The 17,592-nt window shown below is 59.0% G+C and carries 17 protein-coding genes; 9 read left to right on the forward strand and 8 right to left on the reverse strand.

The window, feature by feature from the left end; genetic code table 11:
• Positions 1–264 precede the first annotated feature (264 nt).
• Complete coding sequence (locus M0412_RS12270; protein ID WP_269700459.1) at positions 265–1,593, reverse strand: MFS transporter; 1,329 nt, start codon at positions 1,591–1,593, stop codon at positions 265–267.
• A gap of 305 nt (positions 1,594–1,898) precedes the next feature.
• On the opposite strand from M0412_RS12270, the gene cyoA reads away from it, so the two are divergent.
• The 9 genes from cyoA (at position 1,899) to M0412_RS12315 (ending at position 10,702) form a co-directional block, all read left to right on the forward strand.
• Complete coding sequence (gene cyoA, locus M0412_RS12275; RefSeq protein WP_142840771.1) at positions 1,899–2,972, forward strand: ubiquinol oxidase subunit II; 1,074 nt, start codon at positions 1,899–1,901, stop codon at positions 2,970–2,972.
• Positions 2,973–3,045: 73 nt separating this feature from the next.
• Positions 3,046–5,049: a cytochrome o ubiquinol oxidase subunit I gene (gene cyoB / locus M0412_RS12280; protein WP_142840770.1), complete on the forward strand. Its 2,004-nt coding sequence runs from the start codon at positions 3,046–3,048 to the stop codon at positions 5,047–5,049.
• A 5-nt stretch (positions 5,050–5,054) separates the two neighbouring features.
• Entirely contained in the window at positions 5,055–5,681 is a 627-nt protein-coding gene (gene cyoC, locus M0412_RS12285) for a cytochrome o ubiquinol oxidase subunit III (protein ID WP_142840769.1), read from the forward strand.
• Positions 5,681–6,073 carry a cytochrome o ubiquinol oxidase subunit IV gene (gene cyoD / locus M0412_RS12290; RefSeq protein ID WP_035219607.1) on the forward strand — a complete coding sequence of 131 codons (393 nt, stop codon included), beginning with the start codon at positions 5,681–5,683 and terminating at the stop codon, positions 6,071–6,073. Before cyoC ends, cyoD begins: the two co-directional genes overlap by 1 nt.
• 176 nt (positions 6,074–6,249) lie before the next feature.
• Complete coding sequence (locus tag M0412_RS12295) at positions 6,250–7,011, forward strand: SURF1 family protein (RefSeq protein ID WP_269700655.1); 762 nt, start codon at positions 6,250–6,252, stop codon at positions 7,009–7,011.
• A gap of 113 nt (positions 7,012–7,124) precedes the next feature.
• Positions 7,125–8,345, forward strand: coding sequence for a phosphopentomutase (locus tag M0412_RS12300; RefSeq protein ID WP_269700462.1), 1,221 nt, complete (start codon positions 7,125–7,127; stop codon positions 8,343–8,345).
• Complete coding sequence (locus M0412_RS12305) at positions 8,342–9,331, forward strand: adenosine deaminase (RefSeq protein WP_269700464.1); 990 nt, start codon at positions 8,342–8,344, stop codon at positions 9,329–9,331. Before M0412_RS12300 ends, M0412_RS12305 begins: the two co-directional genes overlap by 4 nt.
• 85 nt (positions 9,332–9,416) lie before the next feature.
• Positions 9,417–10,046: a uracil phosphoribosyltransferase gene (gene upp, locus M0412_RS12310; protein WP_004439188.1), complete on the forward strand. Its 630-nt coding sequence runs from the start codon at positions 9,417–9,419 to the stop codon at positions 10,044–10,046.
• 134 nt (positions 10,047–10,180) lie between these two features.
• Positions 10,181–10,702: a TIGR02281 family clan AA aspartic protease gene (locus M0412_RS12315; RefSeq protein ID WP_161991288.1), complete on the forward strand. Its 522-nt coding sequence runs from the start codon at positions 10,181–10,183 to the stop codon at positions 10,700–10,702.
• On the opposite strand, the gene deoA is transcribed toward M0412_RS12315, so the two are convergent.
• The 7 genes from deoA to M0412_RS12350 are packed head-to-tail and all read right to left on the reverse strand — an operon-like array spanning position 10,695 to position 17,584.
• Entirely contained in the window at positions 10,695–12,011 is a 1,317-nt protein-coding gene (gene deoA / locus M0412_RS12320) for a thymidine phosphorylase (protein WP_269700484.1), read from the reverse strand. The genes M0412_RS12315 and deoA overlap by 8 nt on opposite strands.
• Positions 12,008–12,781 (reverse strand): deoxyribose-phosphate aldolase, encoded by a 774-nt coding sequence (gene deoC, locus M0412_RS12325; protein ID WP_269700486.1) that lies wholly within the window; start codon positions 12,779–12,781, stop codon positions 12,008–12,010. Before deoC ends, deoA begins: the two co-directional genes overlap by 4 nt.
• A gap of 2 nt (positions 12,782–12,783) precedes the next feature.
• On the reverse strand, positions 12,784–13,584 hold the full coding sequence (locus M0412_RS12330; protein WP_269700488.1) for a purine-nucleoside phosphorylase: 801 nt from the start codon (positions 13,582–13,584) through the stop codon (positions 12,784–12,786).
• The gene (locus tag M0412_RS12335; protein ID WP_269700490.1) at positions 13,584–13,985 is read right to left on the reverse strand and encodes a cytidine deaminase; all 402 of its coding nucleotides are present in this window, start codon (positions 13,983–13,985) and stop codon (positions 13,584–13,586) included. The genes M0412_RS12330 and M0412_RS12335 overlap by 1 nt, the downstream gene beginning before the upstream one ends.
• A gap of 4 nt (positions 13,986–13,989) precedes the next feature.
• A complete protein-coding gene (locus M0412_RS12340) occupies positions 13,990–14,961 on the reverse strand; it encodes an ABC transporter permease (protein WP_046799138.1) in 972 nt (323 codons plus the stop codon).
• A gap of 6 nt (positions 14,962–14,967) precedes the next feature.
• Positions 14,968–16,071 carry an ABC transporter permease gene (locus tag M0412_RS12345; RefSeq protein WP_269700506.1) on the reverse strand — a complete coding sequence of 368 codons (1,104 nt, stop codon included), beginning with the start codon at positions 16,069–16,071 and terminating at the stop codon, positions 14,968–14,970.
• A gap of 7 nt (positions 16,072–16,078) precedes the next feature.
• Entirely contained in the window at positions 16,079–17,584 is a 1,506-nt protein-coding gene (locus M0412_RS12350) for an ABC transporter ATP-binding protein (protein ID WP_269700657.1), read from the reverse strand.
• Positions 17,585–17,592 lie beyond the last annotated feature (8 nt).

Here is a 17,592-nt window from a genome sequence, read left to right on the forward strand (position 1 = left end):
GGTCGTTTTGCGGCCGGCAAACGGCGTGGCGGCAATGGCCGCTTTTTCGCAAATAATGATCGTCGTCGTTCGCATCGCGTTCCCTGGTGGCCGGCATTTCCGGCAATGAGACACACTGAATTACGTCAGTATTGCTTACATAATATTTCATGATGGACCGAGTCAAGATTAAAATCGGCCTCGCGCAATAAAAAAACAAAAATGCCGCGAAATCCGACAGGATTCCGCGGCGCGATGGCTGCAGGGATTGTTAAATTGCCCAGATCAGTCCGAAGGCATTTCCAGCGTTCGACTGAACCAGAGGGCAACCAGCGTACAGACGGCACCCGACATCAGGTAAATTCCGACGGCAAACAGTCCAAATTTGGACGAAAATCCGAGTGCGACGAGCGGTGCGAAACCGGCGCCGATCAACCAGGAAATATCCGAGGTCAGCGACGCGCCGGTATAGCGATATTCACGGCTGAAACGGGATGCGAGCGCGCCGCCCGCCTGGCCGAAAGACAGACCAAGCAGCGAGAAGCCGATCAGAACGAAGAGATAGCGGCCAATATCGCCTGAAGCGAGAAGGACCGGTGCAACAAGGCTGAATAGACCAATGAGTACAGCCGCAATGGCCAGAAGCTTCCGCCTGCCGATCCTGTCGGCCAGAATGCCGGACACCACGATCATGCCGCCGGCGATGATGGCGCTGACGAATTGCACGAACAGGAAGTCCGAGACGCGCTGGGTGGTGTTGAGGGAAACCCAGCTCAGCGGGAATACCGTGACGAGGTGGAAGAGTGCAAAGCTTGCCAGCGGCACGAAGGCACCCGTGACGACGACCGGGAACTGCGAGCGCAGCATCTTGAACATCGGGCGCGGTTCCAGCTCATGCTGCTCCAGCATGGCCTGGAATTCCGGCGTGACGATCATGCGCAGGCGGGCAAAAAGCGCGAGAACATTGAGCGCCAGCGCCACGAAGAAGGGGAAACGCCAGCCCCAGGCGAGGAATTCCGCATTGGAAAGCTGCGTGACGAAAACGATGAAAAAGGCGCTGGCGAGACCGAAGCCCATGGCCGCACCGATCTGCGGCATCATGGCGTACCAGCCGCGCTGTTTCTGCGGTGCATTCATGGCAAGCAGCGAGACGAGACCATCCCAGGCGCCGCCGAGACCGAGACCCTGGCCGATGCGGAACACTGCCAGAAGACAGGGAGCAAGCATGCCGGCTTCCGCATAGGACGGAAGGAAACTGATCGCCATCGTGGAGCCACAGAGCGTGAACAGTGCCGCCATCAGCTTGACGGCACGACCGAACTTGCGGTCGATCTGGAGGAAGATCAGCGAGCCGATCGGCCTTGCGATAAAGGCCAAAGAGAACACCGCGAAGGAATAAAGCGTAGCCGTCAGCGGATCGACGAAAGAAAAGAAGACGTGCGGAAAAACGAGAGCGGAGGCGATGGCGTAGATGAAAAAGTCGAAAAACTCCGTCATTCTGGCAAGAATGACCGCAATCGTGATGCGATCCGGATCGACCTTGACCGGATCTGTTCCATGACCATTGGCTTCCGGCGCCTGCCCAAATGATGGAGCAGCATTGCTATAACTCATAATATCCCTCCTGCGTCATGGACGAACCATTCCCTGTAACGCTCGGGCTCCTCTTCCGTTGCGTTACGATGCGACGGATTGTCACACGCACCCTCCGTAACGTCAATTGAAGTTTGATAAGAAAGGCTTGCCCCGCAAGCTCGCTATGCGATAATGCAGCCGCTCCGCCTTCAAACGCAGCTCTGCCCGCACATGGTGCATCGCGAAGGTTTCGCTGCACCGCGACAATATACCTCATTCTAAAAATGATGTTCGGCAATTATTCGCGGCATAATCCAAACTGTACGAGTTCAGAGAACGTGCGCATGATCAAAAAAATCCCATCCGCCCTTCTGGCTATTCCGGTACTGCTGCTGCTCAGCGGCTGTAACCTCGTGGTCATGAATCCCTCGGGCGACGTCGCCATCCAGCAGCGCGATCTCATCATCACGTCCACGGTTCTGATGCTGCTGATCATCGTCCCGGTCATCGTGCTGACGCTGTTCTTCGCGTGGAAATATCGCGAGTCGGCAAAAGCCGAGGATTACGATCCCGAATGGCACCACTCGACGCGCCTTGAAATGGTGATCTGGTCGGCCCCTGTTGCGATCATCCTGATGCTCGGCACGGTAACCTGGATTTCCACCCACCGTCTCGACCCCTACCGTCCGCTGGAGCGCATCGACGAAAACCGTCAGGTCACCGCCGATATCAAGCCGATCACGGTGGAAGTGGTTGCCATGGACTGGAAGTGGCTGTTCTTCTATCCCGAACTCGGTATTGGCAGCGTCAACGAATTCGCCGCTCCGGTCGATGTTCCGATCAACTTCAAGATCACCGGCACGACCGCGATGAACTCCTTCTTCGTTCCCGCACTCGCCGGCCAGATCTATGCCATGGGCGGCATGCAGACCAAGCTGCACGCCGTCATCAACAAGGAAGGCGTTTATGACGGCTTCTCGGCCAACTTCTCCGGCCCCGGCTTCTCCCACATGCGCTTCAAGTTCCATGGCCTCAGCCAGCAGGGCTTCGACGAGTGGGTTGCCAAGGCGAAAGAAGGCGGCAAGGGCTTCGGCCGACAGGAATATCTGGAATTCGCCAAGCCTTCGGAGCGCGAGCCGGTGCAATATTTCGCCTCGGTCGATCCGGAACTTTACAGCGCCATCCTCAACCGCTGTGTCGAACCCAACAAGCTCTGCATGCGCGACATGATGCATATCGACGCCAAGGGCGGCGGCGGCAAGGAAGGCATCGACATCACCAAGGCGCTGAACTCCGTCGTCTGCACGCCGCTTGCGCCTTACGGCGTCGCCAGCGGTCCCCAATCCACTCCGGCTGCGATCAAGGGTCAGACTTTCGAGCCTGCAGCGCTGCCGGAAACCAAACAAGTCGCTGGCTGACGATACGTCCCGGCATTCTTCGGCGCGGCCTGGCTGCGCCGACCTTACGTCTTAGAATCGCAAGAGGCTGAAAATGATCGTCAATTCCGATCAAACGTCGTTCCTGTTCGGGAAGCTGACATGGGAGTCCATCCCGCTTCACGAGCCCATTCTTGTCGCCACCTTCGCGGCCGTGGCGCTGGGCGGCATCGCCGTCGTTGGCGCCCTCACCTATTTCCGGCTGTGGGGTTATCTCTGGAACGAATGGTTCACGAGCATCGATCACAAGAAGATCGGTATCATGTACATCATTCTGGCGCTGGTCATGTTGTTGCGCGGCTTTGCCGACGCCATCATGATGCGTGTCCAGCAGGCGATCGCCTCCGGCGGCTCGGAAGGTTATCTTCCGCCACACCATTACGACCAGATTTTCACGGCCCATGGCGTCATCATGATCTTCTTCATGGCCATGCCGATGATCACCGGTCTGATGAACTTCGTCGTGCCGCTGCAGATCGGCGCCCGCGACGTTTCGTTCCCCTTCCTCAACAACTTCTCCTTCTGGATGACCACGGCCGGCGCCGTCATCACCATGATCTCGCTGTTCGTGGGTGAATATGCGCAGACCGGCTGGCTCGCCTATCCGCCGCTTTCCGGCATCGATGGCAGTCCGGGCGTCGGGGTGGATTATTACATCTGGGGTCTGCAGATCGCCGGTGTGGGAACGACACTCTCAGGCATCAACCTGATCGTGACGATCATCAAGATGCGCGCACCTGGCATGACCATGATGCGCCTGCCGATCTTCGTCTGGACATCGCTGTGTTCGAACATCCTGATCGTGGCTTCGTTCCCGATCCTGACCGGCACGCTCGCGCTTCTCACCCTCGACCGTTACGTTGGTACCAATTTCTTCACCAACGATCTCGGCGGCAACCCGATGATGTACGTCAACCTCATCTGGATCTGGGGCCATCCCGAAGTTTACATTCTGGTCCTACCGGCATTCGGCGTCTTCTCGGAAATCGTTGCGACGTTCTCCCGCAAGCGTCTCTTCGGTTATGCCTCGATGGTTTATGCAACGGGTGTCATCACCATCCTTGCCTACATCGTGTGGCTGCACCACTTCTTCACCATGGGTTCCGGCGCGAGCGTCAACGCTTTCTTCGGCATCACCACGATGATTATCTCGATCCCGACGGGCGCGAAAATCTTCAACTGGCTCTTCACCATGTATAAGGGCCGCATCAATTTCGACGTTCCGATGCTCTGGACGATCGGGTTCATGATCACCTTCGTCATCGGCGGCATGACCGGCGTTCTTCTTGCCGTTCCGCCAGCGGATTTCGTGCTGCACAACTCGCTGTTCCTGATCGCCCACTTCCACAACACCATCATCGGTGGTGTGGTGTTCGGTGTGCTTGCAGGTATCGTCTACTGGTTCCCGAAAGCCTTCGGTTACCGTCTCGATCCGTTTTGGGGCAAGCTGTCCTTCTGGTTCTGGTTCATCGGCTTCTACTTCGCCTTCATGCCGCTCTATATTCTCGGCCTGATGGGGATTACTCGCCGTATCAGCCAGTTCGAGGACAATTCGCTACAGATCTGGTTCCTGATCGCCGCCTTCGGCGCCTTCCTGATCGCACTCGGCATCGCCTCCTTCGTCATCCAGCTCATCGTCAGCTACCTGAAGCGCGATCAGCTGCGCGACGTGACGGGCGACCCCTATAATGGCCGCACGCTGGAATGGTCGACGTCGTCGCCACCGCCCGCCTACAACTTCGCCTTCACGCCGGTCATTCATGACGTGGATGCCTGGGCGGACATGAAGAAGCGTGGCTACGACCGTCCGCAGGAAGGGTTCATCCCGATCCATATGCCGAAGAATACCGGCGCGGGCGTCATCATCAGCGCCATCAGCGTCGTCCTCGGCTTCGCCCTGGTGTGGCATATCTGGTGGCTTGCGGCTCTTTCGATGCTCGCCATCATCGCAGTCTCGATTGCCCACACCTTCAACTACAACCGCGAATACTACATTCCGGCTTCCGACGTTTCGACCGTCGAGGCTGAGCGTACAAAGCTGCTTGCGGAACAGGCGTAACGAATATGGCTCATGCACCTGCACAAAGCGCCGCCGGCGCTGAACCACCGGTCTTCTACCTGAAGGAAGACCACCACCCGGAGAACGGCACTTCGCTGGGCTTCTGGCTTTATCTGATGAGCGACTGCCTCATCTTCGCGACGCTGTTTGCCACCTATGCCGTTGTCGGCCGTAACTATGCGGCCGGCCCTTCGGGTGCGGACCTGTTTGACCTGAAGCTGGTCGCCATCAATACCGGCTTCCTGCTCTTCTCCTCCATCACCTATGGCTTTGCCATGCTGGAAATGGAAAAGAAGAAGGTGAAAACGACGTTGATATGGCTCGGTGTCACCGGCCTCTTCGGTCTCGCCTTCCTTGCGGTCGAAATCTACGAGTTCCATCATCTGATCGCGGAAGGCGCCGGCCCACAGCGTTCGGCCTTCCTTTCGGCCTTCTTCGCGCTGGTCGGCACGCACGGTCTGCACGTCACCTTCGGCGTCATCTGGCTCGTCACGCTGATGGTCCAGGTCGGCAAACACGGCCTCATCCCGGCGAACAAGCGTCGCCTGATGTGCCTGTCGATGTTCTGGCACTTCCTTGACGTCATCTGGATCGGCGTCTTCTCCTTCGTTTATCTCATGGGAGTTCTTTGATGAGTTCCGAAGCACACGCACATCACGACGCGCATGGCGACGACCATCACCATGATGGCGCAAGCCACGGCACGTTCAAAAGCTATATGATCGGCTTTGTCCTGTCGGTCATTTTGACGGCGATCCCCTTCTGGCTGGTCATGGGCGACGTTCTGGAAAACAAGACGCTGCTGGTCATCGCGATCATGGGTCTCGGCGTCATCCAGATCTTCGTGCACATGATCTACTTCCTGCACATGGACACCAAGTCCGAGGGCGGCTGGACCTTCATGGCGCTGATCTTCACCGTTGTGGTGTTGCTGATCACGCTCTCGGGTTCGCTCTGGGTCATGTACAACATGAACAAGAACATGATGCCGCTGCACATCGAAGATGTGAAAAACCTGCCCTGAGCAGCCATAAATCAACGGCCTGCCGGACCTCCGGCCGGCCGCTCCGCGCCAACACATAACCCCATGAATCCTGGCGCGATTTATGGGGTTATTTGCTGGAGGAAGCGCATGCGGGTGCCAAGGGCCCGCCGGAGCAGACGATCCTGCTGCCAGAGGCGCTTCGCAAGGACCATGAGATGAGCGAAATCGCACCCCAAAACCGGCGTATCCGCCCTGCGGCAATCGTCGTCCTGTTTTTGACCATTATCCTGACGGGCTGCCTGCTGGCGCTTGGAACATGGCAGGTCCAGCGCCTGTTCTGGAAGCTGGATTTGATTGAGCGTGTCGAGGCCCGCGCCCATGCCGCGCCTGTCGATGCGCCTGCCCCCGGTGAATGGCCGGCCCTCACCGATTCCGCCGATTATGAATATCGCCGTGTGAAACTGTCCGGTACCCTGCTCAACGACAAGGAGGTTCAGGTCTACACGGTCACGGATCTCGGCCCCGGTTACTGGGTCATGACACCGCTGCGGCGGGACGATGGCTCAAGCGTGATCGTCAATCGCGGCTTCGTGCCCTCCGACAAACGCGATCCGTCTACCCGCCGTGAAGGGGAAGCGGCCGGAAACGTCGAAATCGTCGGGCTGATGCGCGCGCCGGAAACCGGCGGACTTTTCCTTCGAACCAACGATCCGGCAAATGGCCGCTGGTATTCCCGCAACATTCCCCAGATCACGCAGGCATCCGGCCTCTCCGACGTGGCGCCGTTTTACGTCGATGCGGATGCGACGGCCAATCCGGGCGGCCTGCCGGTTGGCGGCAAAACCATGCTCACCTTCCCCAACAGCCACCTCTCCTACGCCGTCACCTGGTATATTCTCGCGGCCATGGTGGTTGCGGCCGGCTGGTACGTGCTGCGCAACCTCAACACACCGAAATCGAAACGGGATGCTGATTGAACAGCTGGTTTTACCGGATGGTTCATAAAAGCACTTCCTTCTTCACGTTTTGCTGATCTATAACGACAGTTCGGCCTGACATTGCCCGTCGGCGCATTTTGTTTCGGTGAGTTATGGCAAGAGCATTTCTTCTCGTTCTGGATTCCTTCGGTGTCGGCGGTGCACCTGACGCAGAGCACTATGGTGATCTAGGCGCGAATACCCTCGGCCACATCGCCGAGTTCTGTGCCGCGGGTGCAGCCGACAGGCCGGGGCTTCGATCCGGCCCGCTGAAGCTGCCGAACATGTGCTCGCTTGGCCTTCTGGAGATCGCGCGCCAGGCAAGTGGCGATATTCCCGCCGGCATGGAGCCGCCGGAACGTATTTTCGGCCTGCATGGCTCAGCCAGCGAAGTTTCAAAAGGCAAGGATACGCCATCCGGCCACTGGGAAATCGCCGGAACGCCTGTCACCTTCGACTGGGGTTATTTCCCGACGGAAGGCGACGCCTTTTCCCCGGAGCTGGTGGAGGCCATCTGCAAAGAGGCGGATATTCCCGGCATTCTCGGCAATTGCCATGCGTCCGGCACTGACATCATCGCGCAATTCGGCGAAGAACATATCAGGAGCGGCAAGCCGATCTGCTACACCTCTTCCGATTCCGTGTTCCAGATCGCCGCGCATGAAAGCCATTTCGGGCTGGCCAGGCTGATCGCGCTCTGCGAGACGGTGCGCAAACTGCTTGATCCCTTGAATATCGGCCGCGTTATCGCCCGTCCTTTCGTCGGCGAGACGGTCGCCACCTTCGAACGTACCGGCAACCGCCGCGACTTTTCCGTGCCGCCGCCCGAACCGACGCTTCTCGACCGGCTGGTGGAGGCGGAGCGCAAAGTGCACGCCATCGGCAAGATCGGCGATATCTATGCCCATCAGGGTATCTCACGCGTCATCAAGGCAAATGGCAACGCCGCCCTGATGGATGTGACACTGCAGGCCATAGACGAGGCCGAAAATGGCGACCTCGTCTTTACCAATTTCGTCGATTTCGACATGCTTTATGGCCACCGTCGTGACGTTGCCGGTTATGCGGCTGCGCTTGAGGCTTTCGATGCGCGCATCCCGGAAATTCATCGCAAGATGAAGCCGGGAGACATCGCCATTCTTACCGCCGACCATGGTTGCGACCCCACCTGGCGCGGCACCGACCATACACGCGAACGGGTGCCAATCATGGCATTCGGGCCGGGCATCCGCTCCCGTGATGTCGGAATTCGTTCAAGCTACGCCGATATCGGCGAAAGCATCGCCCATCATCTTGGTATCGACGCCGGTTCACACGGCAGGAGCTTCATTTGACATCGCATTTGCTGAAAGCAGAAATCCACTGCCACATCGAAGGTGCGGCACCGCCTGCCCTCGTCGCAAAACAGGCAGAGAAATACGGCATAGACACCAGCGGTTTCCTGCGTGACGGCCAATATGTCTGGTCGGATTTTGCCGAGTTCATCCAGTGCTACGATGCGGTGGCGCAGGTGTTCAAGACGGATGAGGACTATGCCGTCCTGACCGAGACCTATCTGACCGAACTGGCGCAAGCCAACACGATCTATAGCGAGCTGATCATTTCACCCGACCATGGCGACCGTATCGGACTTGGCGCTGACGCCTATCTCGCCGGTATCGCCGAAGGCATCCGGATCGCGAAGGAAAAGACCGGCATCGAAACCCGTATCCTCGTTACCGGCGAACGGCATTTCGGTCCTGAACGGGTGATTGCAGCGGCCGAATATGCGGCACGTGCCCGGCATCCGCTGGTGACCGGTTTCAACATGGCCGGCGAGGAACGCATGGGCCGGGTTGCCGATTATGCGCACGCCTTCGATATTGCCCGCGATGCGGGTCTCGGACTGACCATCCACGCCGGCGAGGTCTGCGGACCGGAAAGCGTTGCCGATGCACTCGATCTCATCAAACCAGCACGCATCGGCCATGGCGTGCGCGCCATCGAAGATGCCGGTCTCGTCTCCCGGCTTGTCGAGACGGGAACGGTTTTGGAAGTCTGCCCCGGGTCGAATATCGCACTCAAAGTTTATCCGGATTTCGCCAGCCATCCGCTGAAGGCGTTGCGCGATGCCGGAGTGCGTGTATGCATCAATTCCGACGATCCGCCATTCTTCTTCACCTCGCTTGCCCGGGAATATGAGCTGGCCGCCGGCGTGTTCGGCTTCAGCGACACCGAGATCAACGGCATGACCCGTACCGCACTGGAATGCGCCTTCGTGGACGAGGCGACGCGCGGGCAGCTGCTTGCGAGACTGGATCGCGCCCGAGACGACGGTTGACGGGGTAAAACCGCGAAGAAGGCTTGCGAAAAGCCCGCTTTCGGTGAATGACAGGGGCATAAGATCAAAAAGGAAGGCCAGTTTCATGGACGGCGTCACAGTCATTGAACATCCGCTGGTGCGGCACAAACTCACCATCATGCGCAAGAAGGAAACTTCCACGGCCGGCTTCCGTCGCCTGCTGAGGGAAATTTCGACGCTGCTTTGCTATGAAGTGACGCGCGACCTTGAAATGACGATGGAAACCATCGACACGCCGCTCGAAACCATTCAGGCTCCGGTTCTGGAAGGCAAGAAACTGGTTTTCGCCTCCATCCTGCGCGCCGGCAACGGCCTTCTGGAAGGCATGCTCGAACTGGTGCCGTCGGCGCGCGTTGCCCATGTCGGCGTGTATCGTGACCATGATACGCTGGAGGCCGTCGAATATTATTTCAAGGCTCCCGAAAGCCTCGATGCCCGTCTGGTCATCGTTGTCGACCCGATGCTGGCAACCGGCAACTCCTCCATCGCCGCTGTCGAAAAGCTGAAAGAACGGGGTGCAAAGAACATCCGCTTCCTGTGTCTGCTGGCAGCACCGGAAGGCATCAAGAATTTCCGCGAGGCGCATCCCGATGTGCCGATCTATACCGCCGCAATCGACAGACATCTGAACGAGAAGGGTTATATCGTCCCCGGCCTCGGTGACGCTGGCGACCGCATGTACGGCACCAAATAACGCCGTTTATCTTCGCTTAACCGTTTGAGCCATTCGCCGTCCGATACGCGGCGAATGGCTTTTTCTTTTAAGATTTCAGCATGTTTTGCGCTTATCCTGTCCAGGAATAACCTTGGGCTTTGAGGAGCAACGACTTGCTGGCGCGCACGATTTTTCTGCTTATCGGCCTTTCGGTCAGCGCCACGCAAATTCCGGCGCTGGTGGAGAAATTCCAGCAACGCCCTGAAACAGACGTCGAAAAGCCGGTGGCCGCACCCGAGGTCGCCAAGCCGCAAACGGCTTCGTTAGGCGGCATCAATCTGAAAGCAGATGCCCGCGGCCATTTCAACGCCACCTTCCGCATCAATGGCAAGTCCTTCGACGGGCTTGTTGATACCGGCGCTTCGATGGTCGCGATCAACGAGACGATTGCGCGCCGACTTGGTTACGGCGTCAACAGTCTGGACTACAAATATGCGATCTCGACAGCCAATGGCCAAACCATGGCGGCCTATGTGAAGCTTGACCGGGTGGAGATTGGTCCGATCCGCGTTCAGAATGTCGATGCCATGGTGCTGAAGGACAATGCGCTGAGCAACATGCTGATCGGCATGAGCTTTTTGAAACAACTGTCATCCTTCAAAGTCTCGGGCGGTGAAATGCGGCTGGTCAGGTGATCCGCTCGAGGATGGGATCAACGATCTCCAGTGCATTGTCGGCGATCGCGTAACAGGCCGTTATCCTTTTGACGGCACGTTCCGCCTCATCCGTCGAAGCCGCATGGACAATGGCGATCGGCTCGCCCTTTTCCACCTTTACGCCAAGCGGCAGGATATCTGAAATACCGACCGCCGGATCGATGATGTCCGACGGCGTTCTCCTGCCCCCACCAAGTTCGACGACGACCATGCCAAGATCACGCGTTTCGCAGGATGTTAGCCAGCCACTTCGCTCAGCCTGCACCGGAAGAACAACCGGCGCGGACGGTAGATAACGGGTCGGGTCCTCAACGAAATCCGAGGGTCCGCCCAGTGCTGAAACCATCCGCGCAAAGATTTCCATGGCCCGACCGGAGGACAGAGCGGCCGCGGCCAGCGCCTCGCCTTCCTCCAGCGTGGCAGCCTTTTGAGCCTGCACCAGCATTTCCGCGGCGAAGGACAAGACCACCTTCTCCAGACGGGTTCCAGCCTTGCGACCAGCCAGAAAATCCAGGCAATTGACGATTTCGACGGCATTGCCGGCTGCATCACCAAGTGGCTGGTTCATGTCGGTTATAAGCGCCGTCGTCGGAAGACCCGCACCATTCGCCACATCGACCAGCGCACGGGCCAGATTGCGGGCATCCTCCACGCTCTGCATGAAAGCACCGTTGCCGACCTTCACGTCGAGAACCAGCGTCTCAAGCCCGGCTGCAAGCTTCTTCGACAGGATGGAGGCGGTGATCAGCGGTACGGAATCAACCGTCGCGGTCACATCCCTGATAGCGTAAAGGCGTTTGTCGGCTGGGGCGAGATCGCCTGTCTGGCCGATGATGGCGCAGCCGACCGCCTTCACCGTTTGGCGGAACAAAGCCTCGTCCGGCATGACATTGTAACCCGGGATGGCTTCCAGCTTGTCAAGCGTGCCGCCGGTGTGGCCAAGGCCCCTGCCGGAAATCATCGGCACGGCGAGACCGCAGGCGGCAACGATGGGAGCGAGCATCAGGGAAACGTTGTCACCGACGCCACCGGTCGAGTGCTTATCTGCCACCGGCCTGCCAATATCGCTCCATGAGAGGACATCGCCACTATCGCGCATGGCGAGCGTCAGCGCCACCATCTCGTCGCGGTTCATGCCACGAAAAAACACCGCCATGGCAAAGGCGGCCGCCTGCCCTTCCGATATGCCATCTTTCGACAGCGCGCCGATGAAAGCGGCAATCTCCTGCGGCTCAAGAGACAGGCCATCGCGTTTGCGGCGGATGATTTCCTGCGGGATCAAGCTCAATACCCGCTGGCGGCCTTGGCCGGTTCGCCGCCGGCCAGCACGTTCAGCACATCGTCGAGAACGCCCGAAGCACCGAAGCGGAAAGTGGACGGCATGGCCCAGTTGGGTGCCATGATGGTTTCCGCCAGCCGCAGGTAAAGCGTCGCATCCTCCACCGTGCCGATGCCACCGGCAGGTTTGAAACCAACTTTCTGCCGGCTGTCGCGGATCGCCTGCAACATGATGTCTGCCGCCTCCAGCGTGGCATTGATGGCGACCTTGCCTGTGGAGGTCTTGATGAAGTCAGCGCCTTCGGCGATGGCGAGTTCGGAGGCGCGGCGGATCAGAGCCTTGTCCTTCAACTCGCCGGTTTCGAGAATGACCTTGAGCAGCACGGGTGCGACACAAGCCTTGCGCACGGCCGCTACCATTTCGCTAACCGCCGCTTCATCGCCTGCTATGAATTTACGATAGGGGATGACGAGGTCGATTTCATCGGCACCATCACGGATCGCTGCTTCCGTTTCCGCCACGACAGTCGCGATATCAAGATCGCCCGAGGGGAAATTGACGACGGTGGCGATGCGGATCACATGCTCTTTGCCGAAAGCCGCACGCGCCTGCGCCACGAAACGCGGCCAGATGCAGATGGCGGCAGTGTTGCCATAATCCGTATGCGCGCGCTGGCACAAAGCGGCGATCTGCTGCGGCGTGCAGTCTTCCTTGAGATTGGTCAGGTCCAGCAAGGACAGAGTGAGGGCAGCCGCTTCGCGCGGACGCTGGAGTTCCATGGTCACGCTCCTCCTGAGATCATTTCCTTCAGAATGGCGGCAAGTCGCTTGCCGCCCACGGGAGCCATGTCCTTGGTTTCCTCATGGCTCAGTTCCGCACCAGTCATGCCGGCACCGTAATTGGTAATAACCGATGCGGCGGCAACGCGCATCCCGAAAAAGCGCGCGAGGATGACTTCCGGCACGGTGGACATGCCAACGGCATCCGCGCCGAGAAGCCGCGCCATGCGAATTTCCGCCGGCGTTTCGAAGCTTGGCCCGGAAAACCACATATAGACGCCGCCGAACAAAGGCACCGTCGCGCGGATCGCGGCGTTACGCATTGCCAGCATCAGGTCCGGATCATAAGCCGTGGTCATGCCGACGAAGCGGCGGTCGCTTTCCTCGCCGATCAGCGGATTCATGCCGGAATAATTGATGTGATCGGTGATCTGCATGACGGAGCCGGGCGGCATATCCTGCCTTACCGAACCAGCCGAATTGGTGAGGATGAGCGATTGCACGCCGAGACCGGCCAACGCCTCGATGACCGGGCGCATCGCCGCCGGATCGCCCTTTTCGTAGAAATGCACCCGACCGGACAGCATCATGACGGGCTCGCCGCCGAGATAACCGGCCACCAGCTCGCCCGCATGGCCGGAAACGCCACCGGCGGGAAACCCGGGAAGATCGGCATAGGGCACACGGATCGGGTCGCTGACTTCTTCCACCAGCGACCCCAGGCCAGAGCCGAGAACAATGGCGACGCGCGGCATCAGGCCGTTCAGGCGCTCCACCAGAATATCGATCAAGCCATCCGTCATCAGGGCAACTCGGTCTTGAAGACGGAGGGCAGAAGCTCTTCCATGGTCATGACCTTCTGGACGCCGGTTTCGTCGCAAAGATAGATCTTCGTCTGCGGTGTGGCGAATTCGGCAATCTTCTGGCGACAACCACCGCAAGGCGTGCAGAGCGGCAGCTTTTCGGCAAAGACGGCGACTTCGCTGATCTTTTTTGCCCCGCCCATGATCATGGCGCTGATAGCGGACGGTTCCGCGCACCAACCCTGCGGGAAGGAAATGTTCTCGATATTGGCACCCTTGTAGATTTTGCCGTCATCAGCGCGGATCGCCGCGCCGACGGGAAATTTCGAATAAGGCGCATAAGCGAAGGCCATGGCCTCCACCGCCGCCTCGAACAGGGCATGGGATGTCGGGTCAGACATGGGTTTAACGCTCCTTCGCATAGGCAACGCCACCGGCCTTGGGGGGCTTGGCAACGCCAATGAAACCGGCAAGCAGGATGCAGGTCAAAATATAGGGCATTGCCTGGAAAATCTGCACCGGCACCTCGCCGATGCCAGGCACGGATTTGCCCTGCATGAAATTGGCGAAGGCATCGAGAAAACCGAACAGCAGGCAGGCGAACATGACCGGCACCGGCTTCCATTTCGCGAAGATCAAGGCGGCAAGCGCGATATAGCCCTTGCCGGCCGACATGTTGGCGATGAAGGCCGCCGATTGTGCTACGGCGAGATAGGCGCCTGAGAAACCGCAGAGGAAACCGGCGACGATAACCGCGCGGTAACGCATCCACGTCACCGAAATGCCCGCCGTATCGACAGCGCCCGGATTTTCACCGACGGCGCGCAGGCGCAGGCCGAAACGGGTGCGGTAAAGCACCCACCAGGAGAGCGGTACAGCCAGGAAGGCGAGATAGGTGAGGATATTGTTGCCGGAAATGACATTGGCATAGAGCGGGCCGATGAAGGGGACTTCGCGCATCGCATCCGCGCCGGGCAGGATGATTGGCGCAAAACGCCCCTCCCCGGGCAATTGCGGCGTGCGGCCACCTTGCCCAAACCATGCCTGGCCCAGAACCACCGTCAGACCGGCAGCGATGAAGTTGAGCGCCACACCTGAAACGATCTGGTTGCCGCGATTGGTAATCACGGCAAAGCCATGGATCAGCGAGAACGCGATGGAGACGCCAATGCCGGCCAGAAGACCGGCCCACGGGTTTGCGGTAAGATAGGCGACACAGGCGGAAGCAAAGGCCGCCGCCAGCATCTTGCCTTCAAGGCCGATATCGAACACGCCGGCGCGTTCGGAAAACAGCCCGGCCAGTGCGGTGAACAGAAGCGGGATGGTGAGACGGACGGTCGAGCCGAGAATGCTGACCAGCATATCGAAAAAATCCATGTCAGCTCACCCCTTTGCCAAACGCTGGTAGATGTGGACGATCGTCGGCCGGTACATATATTCCAGCGCGCCGGCGAACAGGATCACCAGACCCTGGATAACCACGATCATCTCGCGGGTAATGTTGGGCATCTCGAAGGAAAGATCCGCGCCGCCCTGATAGAGAATGCCGAACAGCAATGCCGAGAAAATGATGCCGAGCGGATGGCTTCGCCCCATCAGCGATACGGCGATGCCGACGAAACCCGCACCGCCGACGAATTCCACCTGCAGGCGCGCTGAAGCGCCCATGACCGGGTTCAGCGCCATCATGCCCGCCAGACCGCCAGAAATGAGCATGGCGATGATGACGGTGCGTGCATAGGGAATGCCGGCATAGATGGCAGCGGAAGGGCTGACACCGAGCGTGCGCATCTCATAACCAAGCTTGGTGCGCCAGATCAGCACCCAGACGAGGAAACACATTACCAGAGCGATAAGGAAGGAGACGTTGAACGGCGCCGGCCCGAGCTTGAGGCCGAACCACGCCATCAGCCAGTCCAGCTTCGGCAATTGTCCACCGGGCAGGAAGGTGCGCGTTTCCGGCGCCATCTTGCCCGGCACGATCAGCACATTCACCAGCAGGTAAACCATCAAGGCCGCAGCGATGAAGTTGAACATGATGGTGGTGATGACGACGTGGCTGCCGCGTTTGGCCTGAAGCCAGGCCGGAATAAAGGCCCAGGCGGCACCAAAAACCGCAGCGCCGATGACGGCGAAGGGCATCGTCACATACCATGGCACGTAACGGTCAAGTGCCAGCGCCACCAGCGCCGCACCCAGCCCGCCAACGTAGGCCTGACCTTCGGAGCCGATGTTGAACAGGCCGGCATGAAAAGCCACGGCGACGGAGAGGCCGGTGAAGATGAAGCTCGTCGTATAAAACAGCGTGAAGCCGATGGCGTCGCCACGGCCGAGCGCACCTTCAATCAGCAGGCGAAGTGCTGCCAGCGGATTTTCGCCGATGGACCAGACGACGAGCCCGGAAATCAGAAAGGCGGTGATGACGTTCAGCAATGGCAACAGGCCATAGCTGATCCAGTTTGGTAGGGGTGCGGAAGCGGTGCTCATTCATGCCTCATGCGGCGATGCCGGCCATCATCAGGCCCAGCGTCTGTTCTTCGGCTTCCGCCGTTTTTTCTCCAACGACACGGCCGGCGAACATGACCATGATCCGGTCCGAAAGGGAGCGGATTTCATCGAGTTCGACCGAAACCAGTAAAATCGCCTTGCCGGCATCACGCATTTCGATGATGCGGCGGTGGATGAATTCGATGGCGCCGATATCCACGCCGCGTGTCGGCTGGCCGATGATCAGCATCTTCGGGTCGCGTTCGATTTCGCGGGCAACGACGATCTTCTGCTGATTGCCGCCGGAAAAATTGGCGGTCTTCAAATGCGGGTTCGGCGGCCGGATATCGTATTTCTCGATCTTTTCGACGGCATCCTTGCGGATGGCCTCGGGATTCAGGAAAGGCCCCTTTCCGTAACGCTCGTCATGGTGATAACCAAGGATGGAGTTTTCATATTCCTCGAATTTCAGCACCAGCCCCATATGATGGCGGTCTTCCGGGATATGCGCCAGACCAAGTTTGCGCAGGATCGCAGGATCGGGACGATCCACCTTCTGACCATCCACCCATATCTCGCCCGAAGAGGGCTTGCGTATGCCGGCGATGGCTTCCAGCAGTTCCGATTGACCATTGCCGGCGACCCCGGCGATGCCGACGATTTCACCGGCGCGGACATCCAGCGAGACATCGTCGACCATGGTGACGCCACGGCTGTCCTTGACGGTGAGATTACGGATGGAGAGAAGAACCTCGCCCGGCGTCGTCTCGCCCTTTTCCACCCGCAGCAGCACACGGCGGCCGACCATCAGTTCGGCCAGTTCCTCGACGCTGGTTTCGGAGGTCTTGCGGGTCGCCACCATTTCGCCGCGGCGCATGACGGAGACGGAGTCCGTGATCGCCATGATTTCGCGCAGCTTGTGGGTGATGAGGATGATGGTCTTGCCCTGCTCACGCAGGACACCGAGAATCTTGAAAAGGTGATCGGCCTCAGCCGGCGTCAGAACGCCGGTCGGCTCGTCGAGAATCAGGATTTCGGCACCACGATACATGGCTTTGAGGATTTCGACGCGCTGTTGCAGACCAACAGGCAATTCCTCGATTACCGCATCCGGATCGACTTCCAGTCCGTAATCATCCTCGAGACGCTTCAGCTCCTTGCGCGCTCCGGCCCGGCCTTTGGCCAGCAATGCGCCGCCCTCCGCACCCAGCATGACGTTTTCCAGAACGGTGAAATTTTCCACCAGCATGAAATGCTGATGCACCATGCCGATACCGGCATTGATCGCGGCCTGACTGTCACGGATCGCAACGGGTGCGCCGTTTACCCTGACTTCACCGGCATCTGCCTGGTAAAAACCATAGAGTATCGACATCAAAGTCGATTTTCCGGCGCCATTTTCCCCGATGATGCCGTGGATCGTGCCCTTGGCGACGGTCAGATTGATATTCTTGTTGGCGTGAACGGCACCGAATTTCTTGTCGATGCCCACGAGCTCGATTGCAGGATCCATACGCAAAC

Origin of the sequence: Agrobacterium sp. O3.4 (genome assembly GCF_041414895.1) — a bacterium.
GTDB classification, from domain to species: Bacteria; Pseudomonadota; Alphaproteobacteria; order Rhizobiales; family Rhizobiaceae; genus Agrobacterium; species Agrobacterium cucumeris.